General features: G+C 67.0%; 20 protein-coding genes. 14 read left to right on the top strand and 6 right to left on the bottom strand.

Translation table 11 applies throughout. The features are described 5' to 3' along the window. Positions 1–5: 5 nt before the first annotated feature. Positions 6–611: a molybdenum cofactor guanylyltransferase gene (locus VI123_RS18570; protein ID WP_336339564.1), complete on the bottom strand. Its 606-nt coding sequence runs from the start codon at positions 609–611 to the stop codon at positions 6–8. A gap of 86 nt (positions 612–697) precedes the next feature. Between VI123_RS18570 and VI123_RS18565 the strand changes: the two genes are divergently transcribed. Genes VI123_RS18565 through VI123_RS18540 form a run of 6 tightly spaced genes read left to right on the top strand, consistent with a single transcriptional unit; the run spans position 698 to position 4,158 of the window. After that, positions 698–2,470, top strand: a complete 1,773-nt coding sequence (locus tag VI123_RS18565; RefSeq protein WP_336339563.1) for an aldehyde ferredoxin oxidoreductase family protein — start codon at positions 698–700, stop codon at positions 2,468–2,470. Beyond that, positions 2,467–3,186, top strand: coding sequence for a DUF7124 domain-containing protein (locus tag VI123_RS18560; RefSeq protein ID WP_336339562.1), 720 nt, complete (start codon positions 2,467–2,469; stop codon positions 3,184–3,186). Before VI123_RS18565 ends, VI123_RS18560 begins: the two co-directional genes overlap by 4 nt. Positions 3,187–3,234: 48 nt before the next feature. After that, complete coding sequence (locus tag VI123_RS18555; protein WP_336339561.1) at positions 3,235–3,501, top strand: hypothetical protein; 267 nt, start codon at positions 3,235–3,237, stop codon at positions 3,499–3,501. Continuing rightward, entirely contained in the window at positions 3,498–3,641 is a 144-nt protein-coding gene (locus tag VI123_RS18550; RefSeq protein WP_198560176.1) for a hypothetical protein, read from the top strand. Before VI123_RS18555 ends, VI123_RS18550 begins: the two co-directional genes overlap by 4 nt. Beyond that, positions 3,638–3,982, top strand: coding sequence for a hypothetical protein (locus VI123_RS18545; protein ID WP_336339560.1), 345 nt, complete (start codon positions 3,638–3,640; stop codon positions 3,980–3,982). Before VI123_RS18550 ends, VI123_RS18545 begins: the two co-directional genes overlap by 4 nt. 44 nt (positions 3,983–4,026) lie before the next feature. Then, positions 4,027–4,158, top strand: coding sequence for a hypothetical protein (locus tag VI123_RS18540; RefSeq protein ID WP_336339559.1), 132 nt, complete (start codon positions 4,027–4,029; stop codon positions 4,156–4,158). Between the two features lie 40 nt (positions 4,159–4,198). On the opposite strand, the gene VI123_RS18535 is transcribed toward VI123_RS18540, so the two are convergent. Continuing rightward, on the bottom strand, positions 4,199–5,416 hold the full coding sequence (locus tag VI123_RS18535; RefSeq protein ID WP_336339558.1) for a DUF7405 family protein: 1,218 nt from the start codon (positions 5,414–5,416) through the stop codon (positions 4,199–4,201). A gap of 135 nt (positions 5,417–5,551) precedes the next feature. On the opposite strand from VI123_RS18535, the gene VI123_RS18530 reads away from it, so the two are divergent. The 3 genes from VI123_RS18530 to VI123_RS18520 are packed head-to-tail and all read left to right on the top strand — an operon-like array spanning position 5,552 to position 6,202. Next, positions 5,552–5,701, top strand: coding sequence for a hypothetical protein (locus tag VI123_RS18530; protein WP_336339557.1), 150 nt, complete (start codon positions 5,552–5,554; stop codon positions 5,699–5,701). Beyond that, complete coding sequence (locus tag VI123_RS18525) at positions 5,701–5,976, top strand: hypothetical protein (protein WP_336339556.1); 276 nt, start codon at positions 5,701–5,703, stop codon at positions 5,974–5,976. Before VI123_RS18530 ends, VI123_RS18525 begins: the two co-directional genes overlap by 1 nt. Then, positions 5,969–6,202, top strand: coding sequence for a hypothetical protein (locus VI123_RS18520; RefSeq protein WP_336339555.1), 234 nt, complete (start codon positions 5,969–5,971; stop codon positions 6,200–6,202). Before VI123_RS18525 ends, VI123_RS18520 begins: the two co-directional genes overlap by 8 nt. 1 nt (position 6,203) lies before the next feature. On the opposite strand, the gene VI123_RS18515 is transcribed toward VI123_RS18520, so the two are convergent. Further along, positions 6,204–6,830, bottom strand: a complete 627-nt coding sequence (locus tag VI123_RS18515) for a TorD/DmsD family molecular chaperone (RefSeq protein WP_336339554.1) — start codon at positions 6,828–6,830, stop codon at positions 6,204–6,206. Then, positions 6,827–8,959 (bottom strand): hydrogenase iron-sulfur subunit, encoded by a 2,133-nt coding sequence (locus VI123_RS18510; RefSeq protein WP_336339553.1) that lies wholly within the window; start codon positions 8,957–8,959, stop codon positions 6,827–6,829. Before VI123_RS18510 ends, VI123_RS18515 begins: the two co-directional genes overlap by 4 nt. Before the next feature lie 234 nt (positions 8,960–9,193). Between VI123_RS18510 and VI123_RS18505 the strand changes: the two genes are divergently transcribed. Genes VI123_RS18505 through VI123_RS18490 form a run of 4 tightly spaced genes read left to right on the top strand, consistent with a single transcriptional unit; the run spans position 9,194 to position 14,716 of the window. Continuing rightward, positions 9,194–12,595: a formate dehydrogenase subunit alpha gene (locus tag VI123_RS18505; RefSeq protein WP_336339552.1), complete on the top strand. Its 3,402-nt coding sequence runs from the start codon at positions 9,194–9,196 to the stop codon at positions 12,593–12,595. 11 nt (positions 12,596–12,606) lie between these two features. After that, on the top strand, positions 12,607–13,269 hold the full coding sequence (locus VI123_RS18500; RefSeq protein WP_336339551.1) for a 4Fe-4S dicluster domain-containing protein: 663 nt from the start codon (positions 12,607–12,609) through the stop codon (positions 13,267–13,269). Further along, the gene (locus tag VI123_RS18495) at positions 13,266–13,676 is read left to right on the top strand and encodes a hypothetical protein (protein WP_336339550.1); all 411 of its coding nucleotides are present in this window, start codon (positions 13,266–13,268) and stop codon (positions 13,674–13,676) included. Before VI123_RS18500 ends, VI123_RS18495 begins: the two co-directional genes overlap by 4 nt. Next, the gene (locus VI123_RS18490; RefSeq protein WP_336339549.1) at positions 13,673–14,716 is read left to right on the top strand and encodes a cytochrome b/b6 domain-containing protein; all 1,044 of its coding nucleotides are present in this window, start codon (positions 13,673–13,675) and stop codon (positions 14,714–14,716) included. The genes VI123_RS18495 and VI123_RS18490 overlap by 4 nt, the downstream gene beginning before the upstream one ends. Before the next feature lie 17 nt (positions 14,717–14,733). Here the strand turns inward: VI123_RS18490 and VI123_RS18485 are convergent, their stop codons facing one another. Next, positions 14,734–15,132 (bottom strand): hypothetical protein, encoded by a 399-nt coding sequence (locus tag VI123_RS18485; protein ID WP_336339548.1) that lies wholly within the window; start codon positions 15,130–15,132, stop codon positions 14,734–14,736. Positions 15,133–15,222: 90 nt separating this feature from the next. Between VI123_RS18485 and VI123_RS18480 the strand changes: the two genes are divergently transcribed. Then, entirely contained in the window at positions 15,223–15,399 is a 177-nt protein-coding gene (locus VI123_RS18480; RefSeq protein WP_336339547.1) for a hypothetical protein, read from the top strand. A gap of 579 nt (positions 15,400–15,978) precedes the next feature. Here VI123_RS18480 and VI123_RS18475 read toward each other — a convergent pair. Next, entirely contained in the window at positions 15,979–16,743 is a 765-nt protein-coding gene (locus tag VI123_RS18475) for an IclR family transcriptional regulator (protein WP_336339546.1), read from the bottom strand. Between the last annotated feature and the right edge of the window lie 221 nt (positions 16,744–16,964).

Here is a 16,964-nt window from a genome sequence, read left to right as displayed (position 1 = left end):
GGCCGTCAGAACTGCTCGGCCGCGGCCTCGAACTCCTCGCGGGTGTTGAGATTCCGGAAGGTGGCCTCCGTGGTGTGTTCCAGCACCTCCTCGCGCTCGACGACGACGTACTCAAGGTCGAACAGCGGTTCGACGATTCTGTGCTCGCCGCGGTCCAGCGCCCGCCGGCAGGCGTCGGCCATCGCGTCGGCGTGGTACACCGCCTGCGTCGTCTGGAACCACTCGTCGGGACGCGGGACCGCGGCCTCGTGGGACCGGGCCCGCTCGAACAGGTAGTCGACGAACGCCGGGTCGACGAAGGGCATGTCACACGCGACCACGGCGGCGTACTCGCTTTCGACGGCTCCCAGCGCGGTCCGGATACCCGCCATCGGTCCCTGGTCGGGGTCCTCGTCGGGAGCGAACCGCGGGTCGAGCGCGTGGTCCGACAGCGCCGCCTCGATGGCCTCGACCTGGTCGGTCCGGCAGTTCACGACGAGTTCGTCGACGACTCCGCCCAGCCGGTCGGCGACGCGGCGTATCATCGGCGTCCCCGCGAGGTCGGCGACGGCCTTGTCGCTGTCCCCGAACCGCGTCGACCGGCCGCCCGCGACGATGGCTCCTGCGCGCATACCCCGACTTCTCGGCTCTGGGGGAAAGGTGCTTCGTGCATGATTGATGGGGATAATCCTTTAGTCGACAGACGGCGGAGTGGGTGGTGATGACAGTAGCCAACCGGAACCGGATACTGCGCGTCGACCTGTCGTCGTCGTCGGTCGAGAGCCGTCCGGTGCCGGAGCGGTGGCGTCGGCAGTTCGTGGGCGGCAAGGGGCTCGGTGCCCGGTACCTGTACGACGAACTCGACGCCGGCACGGACCCGCTGGGGCCGGAGAACGTCCTGTCGTTCATGCTCGGTCCCGTCTCCGGGCTGTTGCCGGGCGAGACGCGCTACGCGGCGGTCACGAAGTCGCCCCTGACCGGCGGCTTCCTCGACTCCTACGCGGGCGGGTCGTTCCCGGCCACGCTGGCCGGCGCGCTGCGGGACCACGTCGGGATTCTGGTCACCGGGCGCGCCCCGGAGCCGGTCAAACTCGTCGTCGAGGACGACGGCGCGACGGTCGAACCCGCCGAGACGTGGGGTCGGGACACGGCCGAAACCGCGGCAGCGTTCCCCGACGCCGCGGTGGCGTGTATCGGTCCGGCCGGCGAGCAGGGCGTCGCGTTCGCCACCATCGCCTCCGACGGCGGGGAACACCACGCCGGGCGGGGCGGTGCCGGGGCGGTGATGGGCGCGAAGCGGCTGAAGGCCGTCGTCGTCCGCGGCGACCCGCCGACGGACCTCGCGGAGCTCCGGGAACGGTACGCGGAGCGGTACCGCGAGGGCGACACCGGCCAGTGGCTGCAGGCCAGCGGGACCGTCGAGACGGTCGATTTCGCCAACGAGGTCGGCGCGCTCTCGACACGCGGCTGGGAGGACGGCCAGTTCGAGGGGGCCGACGGCGTCGGCATCGAGGCCGTCCAGGAACTCGCCGCGGGCCGGGAGTACGACGACGAGGGCAGCCCCGGCGGCTTCCGCGTCCAGACGGAGGACGGCGAGACCGTCCCGCGCGGGGCGACGGCGATGAGCCTCGGGGCCGGCCTGGGTATCGACGACTTCGACGCCGTGGCCGCGCTGGGCGAGACCTGCAACCGGCTGGGGCTGGACCTCATCAGCGCCGGGAGCGCCGTCGCGTGGGCCATCAAAGCCAGCGACGCCGGCCTGCTCGACAGTTCGTTCGAGTACGGGAATCCCGAGGACGCGCGGGCGCTCCTGGAGGCGGTCGTCGCGCGGGAGACGGTGCTGGGCGACGCCCTGGCCGACGGCGTCGACGCGGCCTCGGACCGCCTGGGCGGGGACGACCTCCTGCCGACGGTCAAGGCGATGGAACTGCCCGCCTACGACCCTCGCGGCGCGCGGAGCATGGCGCTGGCGTACGCGACCAGCGACCGTGGGGCCTGTCACCGGCGCGCGCTCCCCATCGAGCGGGAGGCCTTCGACGGCGACTGGACGCCCGAGCGGGCGGCCGCCGCCGTCATCCGCGAACAGGACCAGCGCTCGGTGCTGTGGTGTCTCGTCGTGGACGACTTCGTCGGCGACGCCTTCGACGACCTCGGCGCGGAGTGGCTCGACGCGGTCGGCCTAGAGGTGGACGGCGACCTCGCCACCGTCGGCGAGCGCGTCTGGACGCTGACCCGGCTGTTCAACGTCCGCGAGGGCGTCTCGCGGGCCGACGACGAACTCCCGGCGAAACTGCAGGAACCGCTCGACTCGGGTCCGAACGCGGGCGCGGCAATCGACGCCGAGTCCTTCGACGCGATGCTCGACGAGTACTACAGCCAGCGGGGCTGGGACGCCGACGGCCGGCCCACCCGCGAGACGGTCGAGCGGCTCGGCCTCGCGGACGCCGTCGACCGGTCGACGCTACCGGCAGACAGCGCACTCGGAGAATGACAGACAAGATAGACCTCGACGACCTCGACGTACAGGACGACGAAGAGACGCCGAACCGGGGCGACTGGTTCTGGAGCGGGGAGGGCGAACCCGAGGACGAACCGGAGCCGGCCGGGGACGGGGCAGCGCCGGCCGCCGACGCAGCGGGCGCGGACAGCGAATCGGCCGACAGCCCGGGCGGTCAGCCGGTCCCCCACGTCCCGCGGGAGAACAAGGACAAGCCGGTCGGCATCCCGACGGGCAGCGGCGGCGCGGGCGGCGCGGCCGCGGCCGACACCGACCCGGCCGCGAACGTCGCTGCGGACCCGGCCGCCGGCGAGGAGTCCGTCGAGGCGAGCGGCCCCCACGGCGGCGGCATCGACGACATGACGATGGCCGTGACCTACGACGCGGCCCGGCAGTTTTCCGACCCGCAGCGGGTCTTTCAGGAGGCCCGCGGCTGGGCCGACTGGGTCGGCATCGTCGGCGACGTCGACGCCTTCGTCATCAACAAGTTCCAGCGCGACCACGGCATCGACGCCGACTTCTTCAGCGGCGCGGGCCAAGAGCCGGCCGAGCGACTCGCCGACATCGACGAGCACTCGATGTTCTACGCCGAGCGGATGGTCCTGGTCGGCCGCCCGGACGACGAACCCATCGCCGAGCGGACGGGCTGGGAGTTCGTCCCGCTTGCCGACGCCGCCGAGAAGGCGGACTGGGACCTCGCCGGGGAGTGACGCCGTATATTTATAACACTTGCTGGCCATTGTCATACACGAACGACAATGACACTCCGAACCGCGGTCCAACAGTCGAAAATACTCACGTTCGTGGTACTGGGTGCCTTCGTCTGGCTGTTACTGACGCTGTTGGAGGTACTGTCGACCATCGACTACGCGACCGGCACAGCGACGTTCGTCGGCCGGAACGCGCTGGGCGGTCTCGCCGGCGTGCTCGTGCTGACTATCGTCCTCGGGGTGCTCGTGGTCCTGTACTCCGAGATAACCGAGTCGGACCCGGCACCACAGTCCTGGCCCCCGTCGGACGAATGACCTACTACAGTTGCGAGGAGTGCGGTCAGATGATAGACCTCTCGGCGTTCGAGGGACAGCCGCGCCGGCAGGAGTGTCCGGTGTGTGAGGAGACGACGCTGTGGACGCCCGAGTTCGAGGGCGAGGGGGTGTCGTTTTGACGCTCGCCTTCGAGGTGAGCGACCGCCTCTACGAGGCGGCCCAGGAGTGGGCGGACCGGCGGCTGGAGGACATCGACGAGGCGCTGGAGACCAAGGTCGAGCAGGCGCTGCTGGAAATCGAACACCTCGTCTCCCAGTCCCACGACGTGACCTTCGAGGTCGACGGCCGCGAGATTCGGTACGAACCGACCGAGGAACTGGCCGCGTTGCTCCGCCGGCAGGCCGAGGAGAACGGCGTCGACGAGAGCGCGGTCCTGAAGATGCACGTCGACCTCTACGCCAACGCGTTCCTCGACGAGGTCACCGACGAGCAGAAACCGCCGGGGACGCCCTCGGAGTGACGGCACCAACACTTAAGCCGGAACCACACGATAGTTGATATACAATGGCACACGAGGAAAGCGAGTGGAAACCGAAGGGCGCGACAGAGACGTTCAACGGCTTCGAGGTCTGGGACCACGGCGTCTGGCCGGGCGACGTGAACCAGAACGACACGACATCGGACGACGAGGAGTAGCCCGGGACCCTTTTCGGCGCTCGCAGGCGACGAGCGGCAGCTACGGGGCCGGGAAGGCCCGCTTGTCGCGGGGCGGGACGTAGAAGTTCGAGCGCGACGCGACCTCGATGAACTCCAACAGGCCGTTGTTCTGCCGGTCTCTGAGGTCCTCGTGTTCCTCCCGGAGCCACCAGCCGTTCATCGCGTCCCGGACCTCCTCGAAGTCGCTGAGCCGCTCCTGTAAGGAGAGGAAGTGAATCCCGGCCTGGCCGCCGTCGATGGTGTTGAAGTCCCGTCGGAGGAGAAGCGGCTCCCCGTCCTTGCGGGCGCGGGCGACCTTCTCGAAGTGACCGACCCGGCCGTTCTCCCTCGCGTGCTCGCGGACCATGTCGGCGAAGGGGAGGTCACCCCTGTCGATGTCGTCCGGCGAGAACGCCGCCGAGAACAGCCGCTCGACGCGGTCTGACTGGGCGAGTTCCCACCAGGTGTCGAAGGCCTCGTTGATTCGAGAGAGGTGTATCGTCGTTCCGCCGGCGTAGGGGCCGTCGTCGATGGTGACGCGGTCCTCGCTGGCCTGCGTGCCGGCCCGGCCGGCGAAGAAGCCCGAGAACATGTACGAGTCCTCGGGGATGTCGGCGGGGACGCCCTCCGCATTGGCGTGGGCCGCCGGGAGCCCCTCGCCGACGAACCCGCCGCGGCGGTCGGCGACGGTGAACACGTCGCCGAGTCGGCCCTGAATCTCCGCGCCCGCGAGCGTCGGTCGGGTGTCGAACAGCGCCGATTCGGCGGCCGCGAGATGCGAGGGCACGTCGCTGGCCAGGACGAGCATCGCGTCGAAGGCCTGCAGGTCGGGGTCGTCCGTCCGGGAGAGGACCCGCGGGCGACGTATCGGCGACGACCCGAGCGAGCCGTAGGTCTCGAAGTAGCTCGTCCCCCAGGCGAGCATGTGCAGGAGTCCTCCGCTGTCGAACTCGTAGGCGTCTTCAAGCGTCCGCATCGCCAGTTCGACGGTCTCCGCGGCCGCGTCCGACGGCTCGGTGTCGAGGTCGAGCATGAACAGCCGGAAGTGACGGGGGGGCAGGTCGTTGCCGGCGGCGTCGCTCCGGAGGCGCTCGTTCCAGGCGTGTTGCCGCACCGGGAGTTCGCCGGCCCGCGGGTTCGGGTCCAGGTCCCCCGTCGGCGACGACGCCTGCCTGGCGAGCAGGGACGAACAGCCGCTCAGCCCGGCCGCTCCGGAGAGCGCGGAGAGGCGGAGCAACAGCCCGCGGCGGGACGTCATGGTATGGTATCACAACGGTAGGGCTACGCGGAGAAAAGCTTTGTCTCACACGCGCTGTCGTCGCCGTCTCCGACGCTCGCCGACGGCCCGGACAGGTCACAACGGTTTTTTACTCGCCAGTCCGTACCACACTCCATGCTAAGTATCCTCATGCACACGGGGTCGGGGCTCGACCTCCCGTTTCCGCCCGACACGGGCGCGGCGGTTCTGGGCGTCGGGCTGGTGGTCCTCGTCGTCATCACGTACGACATCTACCAGCAACACTGGGCCGGGGAGGAGCCCTGATGGCGACCGAACAGTCAGCCTCGCGGGTTGACGCCGCGACGGTGCTCGGCTATCTCCGGACGCTGGTCTACACCCTCGTCGTGCTCCTGGCGCTGTCGCTGCTCGTGGTCGGCACCGTCGGCCTCATCGCCGAACTCAAGGGGAGCTGGCACTGGGCGATTCACCTCGAATCGACCATCAGCTACATCGGGCTGTTCGTCAGCCGCCTCCTGATGGTCCTCGTGCCGCTGTTCGTGGTCCTCGTCGTCGGTCGGCGGGTGGTGCCCGATGCGTGAGCGACTGCGCGCGAACCCCTTCGGCGTCGTCGCGGCGGCCTCCGTGACGCTGCTCTGCGTGCTGGTCGCGGGCGCTGGAGCCGTCGCGGTCGTCGCGCGGTCGGTCAACACCTGGCGGTCGCTCTTCCTCATGGAACAGGCGATGGCGTTCCTGCTGCCCGCAGTGAAGGTCCTGATGGTCGTCGGGCTCGTCGCCAGCGTGGGGCTCGTCCTCCGCATCCGGTAGCCTAGCCGATTTGAGCGACGATTTCGTCCTCGAAGCGGACCAGCCCCTCGCAGACGAGCGCCGCCGCGAGGAACAGCCCCCCGTCGGCCTCCTCGCGCATCTCGTCGGCGAAGTCGACGACCCACTCGCTGAGGTGTTGCTCGATGAACACCCGCTCGTAGCCGACGGTCTCCTCGTCGCCCGCACGCTGGCGCTCGATGAGATAGCGCAGGAACGCCAGTTCGACGGCGACGAAGTCGTTCTCCTCGGGGTAGTCCTCGGGCGGTGCCCACCCTGCCGCGGCGTAGCTGGCGTCGACTTCGGCCAGTCCCTCGCCGATGAACTCCGTGTCCTCGCGGTAGTTCGTCTCGTGGGGCAACACCGGCGGGCGCGGGCCGACGAGCAGGTTCGTGTACTCCCGTTCGAGGTCGTCCCGCACCGCCGAGACCGGCCGGTCCGCGTTGTCGTCTCGCCACCTCTGCAGGGTCTCGAAGCCCTCGTCCAGCTGGTCGTTGATGGAGTCCCCCGGTAGCTGGACGTCGTCGCTCAACAGCCGCTCGACGAACGCCTCGTCGGGCACGTCCCAGAACACGTCGATGACGAAATCGACCAGTTCGAGGCGGGCCTCGTAGACGGCCGCATCGTTCATCGCTTCTCCCCCTGGTCGAACAGCAGGCGGCTCCGACAGTCGCTACAGTACTCGAAGACCGAGTGGTCGGCGTCGGGGGCCAGGCCCTCGACCTGACTGCCGACCTCCTCCTCGATTTTCGCCGCGGAGGCGACGCTGGTGAACGGTTTGCCACAGCGGACGCATTCGAGCATGTCGCCGTCGTGGACGGTCACCCAGGCCTCGCCGCCCCGGTTCTCCGGGAGCAGGGAGAGGTCCAGTCCGTCGTGCATCGTAATCGCCGTCTCCGGGCACCCCTCCTCGCAGAGCCCGCAGTTCACGCAGTCCGCGTGGTTGAACGCCAGTTCGCCCTCGCCGGTCCGCTGGATAGCGTCGGTCGGACAGAGGTTCGTACAGGTCGGCGTCAGCGTGCATGCGTCGCTGACGTCCATGACGCCGAAGTCCTTCAGCCCGCGAATCACCTCCCGCTCGGGGTCGACGTGGTCAAGGATGGCCCGGACGCTCTCTAGGGTCCAGCCGTGGCTGTCGAAGTCGGGGTTGGGGCGGGGCTCCTCGCGGTCGGCGTCGCTGCGGCCCGTCGCCTCGTAGTTGCCGGCCGGAATCGGCGTCTCGTCGAGCCCGAACTCGACGAAGCCCGAGAGCGACTCGACGAACGCCTCGGGGTTGCCGGCCTCCGGCGCGAAGAACCCGACGCGGTCACCGAGCCCGAGGTCGGTCGTCGCCTGATTGAGCCGGTCGACGAGGTCCTGCTTCGGGTCCGGCCCGGAGTGGAGGCAGGAGCCGCCACAGCCGACGATGGCGACGCCGTCCGCGCCGGCCGCCAGCGCGTGCATGACGTGGGCCTCGCCGACCGTGTCCGTGCAGTTGACCCGGACCGGGAGGATGGGCGGGTAGTCGAGGTCGCCCGACCGGACGGCCTTGCGTCCGTGCGCCCGGAGCCGCTCCATAGCGTACTCCGAGCAGACGAACGCGACGACCTGGGTGTCGATACCGCCGTCGCCACGGGACAGCAGGCCCCCGTCCGCGTCGTCCTCCAGCAACGCCTCGACCTCGCGGGCGAGCCGGCGGTTCGACGGCTCGCGGAGCTGTGTCGCGCCCGTCGGACAGGCACTCGTACAGGCCCCGCAGTTCTCGCAGGCGACCTCGTCGAACTCGACGGAGTCGATGGTCGGTCGGTCGACTGCGCCGTGGGGGCAGGCGTCGACGCAGGCCGTACACCCCTCCTGACTGGACGCACCGGCGGCACAGACGTCCATCTCCAGGTCGAGGAACTGTGGCTTCTCGATGCCGCCAAGCTGTGACTCGACGGCGGCGATGGTGCCGGCGTCGACCGGCCCGGTGTAGAAACCCAGCCGGCCGCCGCGGGCGTCGTCGCGACCGCCGGGGTAGATGACCTGGTCGACCTCGACGGTGCGCGTGACCCCCGCCAGGTCGATGGCGTCGGTCGGGCAGGTGTCCGTCCACGCGCCGTCCGGTGCGTCGGGGTGGATGTCGACGGGGAACTCCGTCACCATGCCGTCGGGGCCCTCCCGCACGCAGTCCATGCAGTCGATGCAGTCGTCGGTGACGCGGGCCTCAAGGGTGAGTTCGTACTCGCCGTAGGAGCCCTCGATATCGACGACGCGCCCGCGCTCCATCGCCACGTCTGCGAGCCCTTCGACGTCGGCGAACTCCTGCCCGTCCGCGATGAACAGCACGTCGGCGTCGTCGGTCAGCGACCGGGCGGCTCCGGGGTCGCCGACGACGGCGACTCGGTTCCCGGCGTCTTTCGACACCGTCCGCGACGGCGCTTCCTCGCGCAGGCCGGCCTCCGTCGCGTTGATGAGCCGGGCCGTCTTGTCGGTGGCCGCCGCCTCGTCGTGGACCCAGGCGTTCGTCTCCCGGTGGTCGACGAACACCGACGCCTCGGGGTGGAGGTCGTGTTCGTCGGCGAGGCCGCGGATGCGCTCCTGACACGACGGCTCCGGCGTCGTCGCGATTATCTGGTCGAGGTCGTACTCCTCGATGACCTGTGACATCCCGGCCAGCCCGTCCTGACAGAGCAGTTCGGAACTGGCCACGACGTCGACGTCGTCGACCCCGTCCCGGACCGCTTCCAGGTCGATGTCGCACGATCCCCCGCAGGAACACACGAAGGCACCCGTGTTCATTAATCATGCAAAACCCTGTCCCGGTTATAGACCTTGCGGAGCGTTCACACATCTATTCGCGAATTCAACCCCCAAAATTTTGGTCGGCAGGTAAATTACACGAACTGTCATTGCAAAATATGACACCTTTTATCATGGATGACACCGAATGTGTGGTACGTCTAGACAGACAATGACAGACCAGACTGCGTGGCAGACGCGGACAGCATCGGTAATGGGTGGGCACCATTCGCCATGAGTACACAACAGGAACCAGTCTCACTGGACCTCGACCGCCGCTCGTTCATGAAGGCGAGCGCCCTCGCGGGGGGCGTCGCCCTCGGCGTCAGCGGTGCCGGTCGGGCACTCCAGGAGAGCGGCGAGGAAACGGACGGGACCGACACGGACACCGAACTGACCAAGACCATCTGTAACTACTGTTCGGTAGGCTGTGGCTTCCGTGGCGAGAAGGAGGGCAACTCCTTCGTCGGCATGGAGCCGTGGCACGAACACCCGATAAACGCCGGGTCGCTGTGTTCGAAGGGAGCCGGCATCTACGAGACCGAACACTCCGAGAAGCGCCTCAAACACCCGATGATACAGGAGGACGGGGAGTGGCGCAAACTCGGCTGGAACGAGGCCTACGACCGGCTGGCGACGGACATCCGGGCGCTGTGGCCGGACGACGACACCTCACCCGACGAGGCCGTCGACGTCGACGCCGAGCACAGCCGCGAGAGCGTGATGTTGCTCGGCAGCGCCCACCACTCCAACGAGGAGGCCTACGCCATCCGGAAGCTGGCGGCGTTCATGGGCACGAACAACATCGACCACCAGGCCCGAATCTGTCACTCCACGACGGTGACGGGGCTGGCAAACACCTGGGGCTACGGCGCGATGACGAACACCGTTCAGGACTACCGGAACTTCGACCTGAACATCATCATCGGCCAGAACCCCGCCGAGGCACACCCCATCGCGATGCAGCACATCCTCGAGGGGCAGAAACGCGGCGGGACCATCCTCAATCTGGACCCGCGGTTCACGAAGACGTCGGCCCACGCCGACGAGTTCATGCGGTTCCGTCCGGGCACCGACGTGGCCCTGATGATGGGTATCATCAAAGAGCTCCGCGACAAGCACGGGCTCGCGATGGACCCCGACGCGGACGACAGCGGGCAGAACATGCTGACCGACCGCGTCCAGGGCTGGGAGGACGTCGACGCGGAACTCGACGAGTACGACAAGGAGACCGTCGAGGAGATAACCTGGGTGTCCGCCGAGGACATCGAGCGCATCGCCGACATGATAGACGAGGCCCGGCCCCACATCCAGATAGAGTGGGCTATGGGCGGGACCCAGCACAACAACGGGACCCAGAACATCCGCTCGTACGCCATGACCAGCCTCGCGTCCGGGAGCGCGGCCCGGAGCGGCGGCGGCCTCCAGGTCATGCGCGGCCACGCGAACGTCCAAGGCGCGACGGACCTGGCCGTCGCGAGCCACATCCTGCCGGGGTACTACGGCCTCACGGCCGGCGGCTGGTCCTGGTGGGCCGAAATCTGGGACCGCACCCCCGAAACCAGCGGCTCCACCTCGTTTGCGGACATGTACAACCGGTTCGAGCTGATGCCGCCGGACAAGTACGTCCGCCAGAGCCCGGTGTACGAGGGCAACGAGGACGCGGACTCGCTGCCGCCAAACACCGACCACGGCCCGGAGAACCCGGCCGAGAACTCGATGATGTTCCAGAACGGGCTGACGGTGGCCCGCTGGTTCGAGTCGGCGCTCGACCAGGAGGACCGGTACCAGGAGACGCCGATATACCAGCCCGACCAGACGAAAATCGCGTTCTTCTGGGGGCACTCGGCGAACTCCATCAGCGAGATGGAGCAGATGAAAGAGGGGATGGAGAACCTCGACCTGCTGGTCGTCATCGACGTGTTCCCCTCGGTGGCGAGCGTCCTCCCGGACTACGAGGACGGCCCGCCGGTGTTGCTGTTGCCGGCGTCGAGCCAGTACGAACACCACCGGTCGCTGACCAACACGAACCGGTCGGTGCAGTGGTCCGAGCCGGTCCGCTCGCCGGCCCACAACTCCAAGCCGGACCTCCAGATAATGCAGGAGCTGGCCGGGTATCTGGGCTTCGGCGAGCACTTCGACTGGGGCGCGGGCTCGGAGCTGTACAACGGCAAGTCCAGCTACGAGGGGGCCGTCCGGGAGTTCAACCTCGGGACCAACACCATCGGCTACCGGCAGACCCCCGAACGGCTCCAGCAACACCTGGAGTACGACTGGGCGTTCTCCAACGAGGACCTCAAGGGAGCGGAGGGGACGCCAGTCGCGGGCGAGTACTGGATGCTTCCCTGGCCCTGCTGGGGCGAGGACCACCCGGGCACCCCGATTATCTGGAACGACGACCTGGACCCCAACAACGGGGGCCAGGACTTCCGGACCCGCTGGGGCGTCCAGGCACCCACACCCGAGGACTGGGAGGCGATGCCGACGGACGAGGAGTACCCGATGCAGGAGACGCTCGACGCCGTCGGCGACCGGTACGAGAGCCAGGAGGAAGCGCTCGACCTGACCCGTGCGCCGTACAACCCCGAGTGGGCCGACGACGACGACACGGCCGCGGACGGCATGATTCACGGCATCCCCGAGTATCCGGGCTGGAAGGTGACGCCGCCACAGAGCCTCGTCGACCCCGAACAGGAGGTCCAGCCGGACGAGCTCACCATCCCACAGCAGTACGCGCTCGACAACCAGGAGTCGGTGTACACCGCCGCACAGGCGCTGAACAATCCCGACACGGGGAGCGCGGTGTTCGACGAGTACCTCGAAACGATGATCGGGCAGGGGGTCGACCCCGAGTTCTACGAGGAGTACGACTACGCCCAGCCCGACGCGCCGACCGGGCGCGGCCGGGCGCGAGCCGTCGTCTGGAGTTTCCTCGACAAGGTGCCGGTCCACCGCGAGCCCATCGAGGGTCCGGACACGGAACTGCTGGCGGAGTGGCCGGCAAACGGCCAGCAGCGGAACTTCTACCGGCTCGACCAGAACAACCTCGTCGAGCAGGAGCGGGCCACGGACATCATCCACAACCAGGAGGACGGCCCGGACCTGGACACCATCATGACCAGCGGGCGGCAGGTCGAACACCAGGGCGGCGGCGCGGAGACGCGGAACAACATCCACACCGCCGACCTCCAGCCCCACATGTACGCCGAAGTCCATCCGGACATGGCGGAAGACCTGGGCATCGACGGCGGCGACCTGATCGTCATCGCTTCGACGGACCGCGGGTCCGTCTTGGTGAAGGCGCGGGTGACGAACCGACCGAACCCACAGGAAGTGTTCCTGCCGTACCACTGGGGCGGCGTGTTCAAAGGGCAGAGCCTGGAGGACAAGTACCCCGACGGACACGTGCCCTACGCTATCGGGGACTCGGCCAACGCCATCACGTCCCGGGGGTACGACGTGGAGACACAGATGCAGGAGACGAAAGTGTCGATGGTCGGCGTCTACCCGGCGACCGAGGAGGTAATCAACGAATTCAACATGGATGTCGACCTCGACCTCACGTTCCCGCAAGACGAGAACGACGTCGGGACGCAGAAGGACTTCGACGTCCGCGACAACTCGACGGTGCAATGAGGTGAGCTAGCATGTCAACAGGCAACGAAGTGATGCACGACGGCGTGATGAGTACCGGCGAGGATGCGCGCATCTTCCCGGACGTCGAAGCGTGTATCGACTGTGGCGGCTGTGTCGTCTCCTGTAAACGAACGTGGGACGTTCCACGCGACGAACAGCGAATCAGTATCGCGACGATGCTCGAAGGCCAGGAGGCCGCGTCGGGGCTCAACGCCAGCAGCGGCAAGGCGATAGGCCAGGGCGAGTCGCCCGGCGAGACGGCGGTGCCGATGCAGTGTTACCACTGCTCGAACGCGCCGTGTGTCTCGGTGTGTCCGACCGACTCGCTCATCTCGAAGGAGAACGGCTTCGTGCGGGTCCGGGACGACCTCTGTATCGGCTGTCAGTACTGCCTCTCGGCGTGTCCGTTCGGCGCGCCCCAGTTCCCCGACGAGGATTCGGGGGTCGCCAACCTCGTCGGCAGCGGCGGCACCATGGACAAGTGTACCATGTGCGAGGAGCGCCAGGACGTCGGCAAAGGGCCGGCCTGCGCCGAGGAGTGCGCCACCGACGCTATCCTGGTCGGGACCCCGGCACAGATTTCGGACGAACTGGACAACAGGGACAGCGGCACGTTCTTCAACGACGTGGCCATGGACATCATCTTCGGCGACGACGCCAGTGAGTTCCAATGACTGACAGGGAGGACCTTCCGGACGTGAACGGCTACAGCCGGACCTCGGTGCTCGTCAGCGCGGTCGTCGGCCTCGCCGTCGCGGCGCTGTCCGTCCTCTGGGCACAGGGGTTCAGAGTCGGCTACGAGTCGCTGTACCGGGTCAACCCGACCGTCGAGGGCGGCGGCATCGGCTCGGACTGGGTGTTCGGCAACACCATCCCCGCACTCGATTTCCTCATCGCGCTCATCCACGCGGCCGACGTCATCATGGGCGCGTTCATCCTCGTGATGGTGTTCATCCACTGGGCGGCGTTCCAGCGCCTGGCCGGCAAGATGCGCGACCCGGGAGAGGACGTGGGCGAGGCCGTCGCGGCCGACGGCGGCTCGCCGGCCCGCGGCGACGGACAGGGGGGTGACGGCGCGTGAGCAACCTAGACCACGGGAAGTTCACGCGCGTGACGACCCTGTTCCACTCGCTGCTGGGACTGGACGTGTTCCTGCTGTTTTTCACCGGCTACGCCATCATGTTCAACGACGAACTGTGGTGGATGCTCACGCTCATGGGCGGGGCCTCGGGCGTGACGGCGATTCACCGCATCACCGGCATCGGGCTGGTCGCGCTCGTCGTCTTCTGGATAACCCTGCAGCTGATATCCTCGACCGGGCGGAGCAACTTCTCGAAGATTCTCCCGGCGAAAGACGACATCGACGCGTTCATCCAGGACGTCCAGTTCGTGCTGGGCCGGGCCGACGAACGCCACCCGAGCGCGCGGCAGTTCGCCGGCTACAAGGCCGACGAAGTCCCGCTGTTGTCCTACATCGGGAAGGGCGTCGTCGCCATCTTCTCCATCGAGCTGACCCTGCTCGCTATCTCGGGGCTGCTCATCTGGAGCAAGACCGGGCTCGCCGCGATGTTCCAGACCAAGGCGGCCGCGATGGCCTTCGTGACGTTCCACGGCCTGCTGGGCGTCATCATGCTGATGGGGGTCATGTTCCACATCTTCGAACACGGGATGCACCCCGCCTTCTACCCCGTCGAGACGAAGGCGTTCATCCCCCGGAGCATGGTGCCGGAACACCACGGCGACGACGACGAGGAGCCGGACACCACCGGCATCGAACGGCTCTCGCTGTCGCCGTCCTGGCGCACCGTCTCGACCGTCTTCGGGGCGATGACCGTCATCGGCATCGTCTCGGTGCTCGTCGGGAGCATCTTCGATGAGGGGTACCCAGTGCCCCGCGAACTCGCCATCGGTGGCGGGCCGTCGAGCATCCTGTTGACCGTCGGTATCAACCTCGGGATGATCGTGCTCGGCGTCGGACTCGTGCTGTCGATGTACGGGAACGTCCTGCGCATCCGTTGGGAACAGCAGCTAGAACAGGAGCGGGAACCGACGACGGCGGCCGACGGGGGCGAACCCCAGACCGACGGTGGCCGGCCCGACGCAGGCGACAGCGAGAACTGAGTCGACCGACGGCTTTTTTATGCGATGAGCGCCCGTCCTTCCGGTGAGAGCTCGACTTCGACGTCCTGGCGGGTCTGCTCCTGAATCTGGTTCAGGTTCCGGGTCAGGACCTGGAGGATGTCCTTGGGCTCCGGGTAGACGAGCATGTTGCCGTCCCCGTCCTCCATGACCAGTTGCGTGTCCGAGAGCGCGACCTGGTCGCCCTCGATGCTGGCGACGATGACGTCGAGCGCCTCCGCACCGCCGGGGTCGCCCTCCGACACCTTCGTGATGTAGAGCGCGTCGAGCCCGATGAGGTCCTTGTACTCGCGGACCTGCTCGGCGCAGGCGACCATGTCCTGTGTCACAGCCGTCTTCTGGTCGTTGCCGTGCTCCCCCTCGTAGCAGTGTTTACAGACCCGCAGTTCGAGACGCATGCCCCTGTCTATGTGACAGGGTCCCATTACCGTTGTGGAGGACGCCGCTCGACCACTAGGGTTTACTGTGCCGCTGTGCAATGGTAGCGTATGGCATCAGCACTCAACGCGGTGTACCTCGCACTGGTCGTGGTCGTCGGCGTCGTCGGCACACTGTTCGTCGCGACTATCAGGTCCGCGGACGGGCGGTCCCGGTGGCTCGAACTGTCGTCGGTCGGAGTCGTGGTACTGTTTCTGCTGGCGCTGGGCGTCCAGTTCCTCGCCTGACCTCGCCCAGTCCGGCACGGTGGCACCTGCGTCGACACGACAGCGACTGTCGGTGTACCGGCACGAACCGAAAGACGAATCGCTCGGCTTCCCGCGCGACTCCGGCGCTACACGTTCCGAGAACGCGTGAAGTAACCACGCATCTCGAAATCCTATACCTCTCTTCGACGGAGTATAGCTATATTTGGGATATATAGACTTAGAGGGTGGAAGTAGAACGGTTTTCGCACTATAACTAGACATCGACTACTATTTCGACCGTTTCTACGGAGAACACGAGCAGTGCTCGCCGCTTGGAGATGGTAATAACACTAGTACGCGTGTTATATATTTCCGGAACGTACCGAAATCGTGGTAGCAATTGTCACTGAACCGCCCGAGAGAACGCTGAAAAGTGGTTCACTATTGATGAACAATGCGGCTAGGCGGTGGTCACCGGCGACGTGCCGAACTGACGGGTACTGCCTGTACGTTCCGGGGGCCTGCCCGACCGAGCTACGACGTTTCCGTATCGAACCGATTATGCAGCCGTCACCGTTCCGGGGCTGAATCGACGTTCACCAATACTGAACAAGCTCGTCACGAGTAGGTGACGTTCAGTTCGATGACGTTTGCGACCTCAAGTACCTTCTGTGGGAGTTCCTCGCGGAACCGCTCGCCGCGGAACCGGTTCGTCGGCCCCGAGACGCTGATGGCACCGATGACCTCGTTGTCGTGGTTGAGTACCGGTGCGGCGACACAGCGGAGCCCTTCCAGACGCTCCTCGTCGTCGAACGCAACGCCGCGCTCCCGTACGTCCGCCAGCTCCTCCTCCAGGTCCGCCCGGGTGGTGATGGACTTGCTGGCCTCCCCGCCGAGGCCGTGGCGGTCGACGATTTCGTCGACCTGCTCGGTCGACATGTGCGCGAGAATCGTCTTTCCCAGCGCCGTCGTGTGGAGCGGCACGCGCGTCCCGACGTGGGCCTTGACCTGGACGGCCTTGTCCCCGCGCGCCCGGTAGAGGTACGACCCGCGGCCGTGCTCCTCGACGAGGATGTTCGCCAGTTCGCCGGTCTCCGACGCCAGCCTGTCGACCTCCGGCTTGGCGATTTTGAACAGTTTCTCCCGGTGGCGAGCGTACGCACCCAGCTCCAGGAAGCGGAGTCCGACCTCGTAGACGCCGTCCCTGTTGACGATGTACTCCTCCTGTTCCAGCGTGCTCAGGTAGTTGTGCACCGTACTCTTGGGGATGTCGAGGTGCTGAGCGAGTTCCGTGACCCCGGCCCCGTCCAGGTCTTTCAGCGCGTCGAGCACCTTGAACGTCGTTTCGACCGATTTGACTGGATTCTGCGCAGTCTTTGCCATACCCGGACATGGGACCCCTCCTACTAAACAGTTGTTCAAGCATCTGGGACGAGACGGGAGTTATGGCCGGACTTTTATATACTTCTATACCAGGACACATATTAGTGCGGCCGGTAGCGCACCGGCACGGTATCGGTTCGACCGAGCGCCCCGAACCTACACTGTCCCGGTGTCGCCGCGCCGCCGAGGGACCGTCCGGACGCTTCGTCTTACAATAGTGA

Origin of the sequence: Haloarcula sp. DT43 (assembly GCF_037078405.1) — an archaeon.
Taxonomy (GTDB): Archaea; Halobacteriota; Halobacteria; order Halobacteriales; family Haloarculaceae; genus Haloarcula; species Haloarcula brevis.
This window is presented reverse-complemented; position numbering and strand designations above follow the sequence as displayed.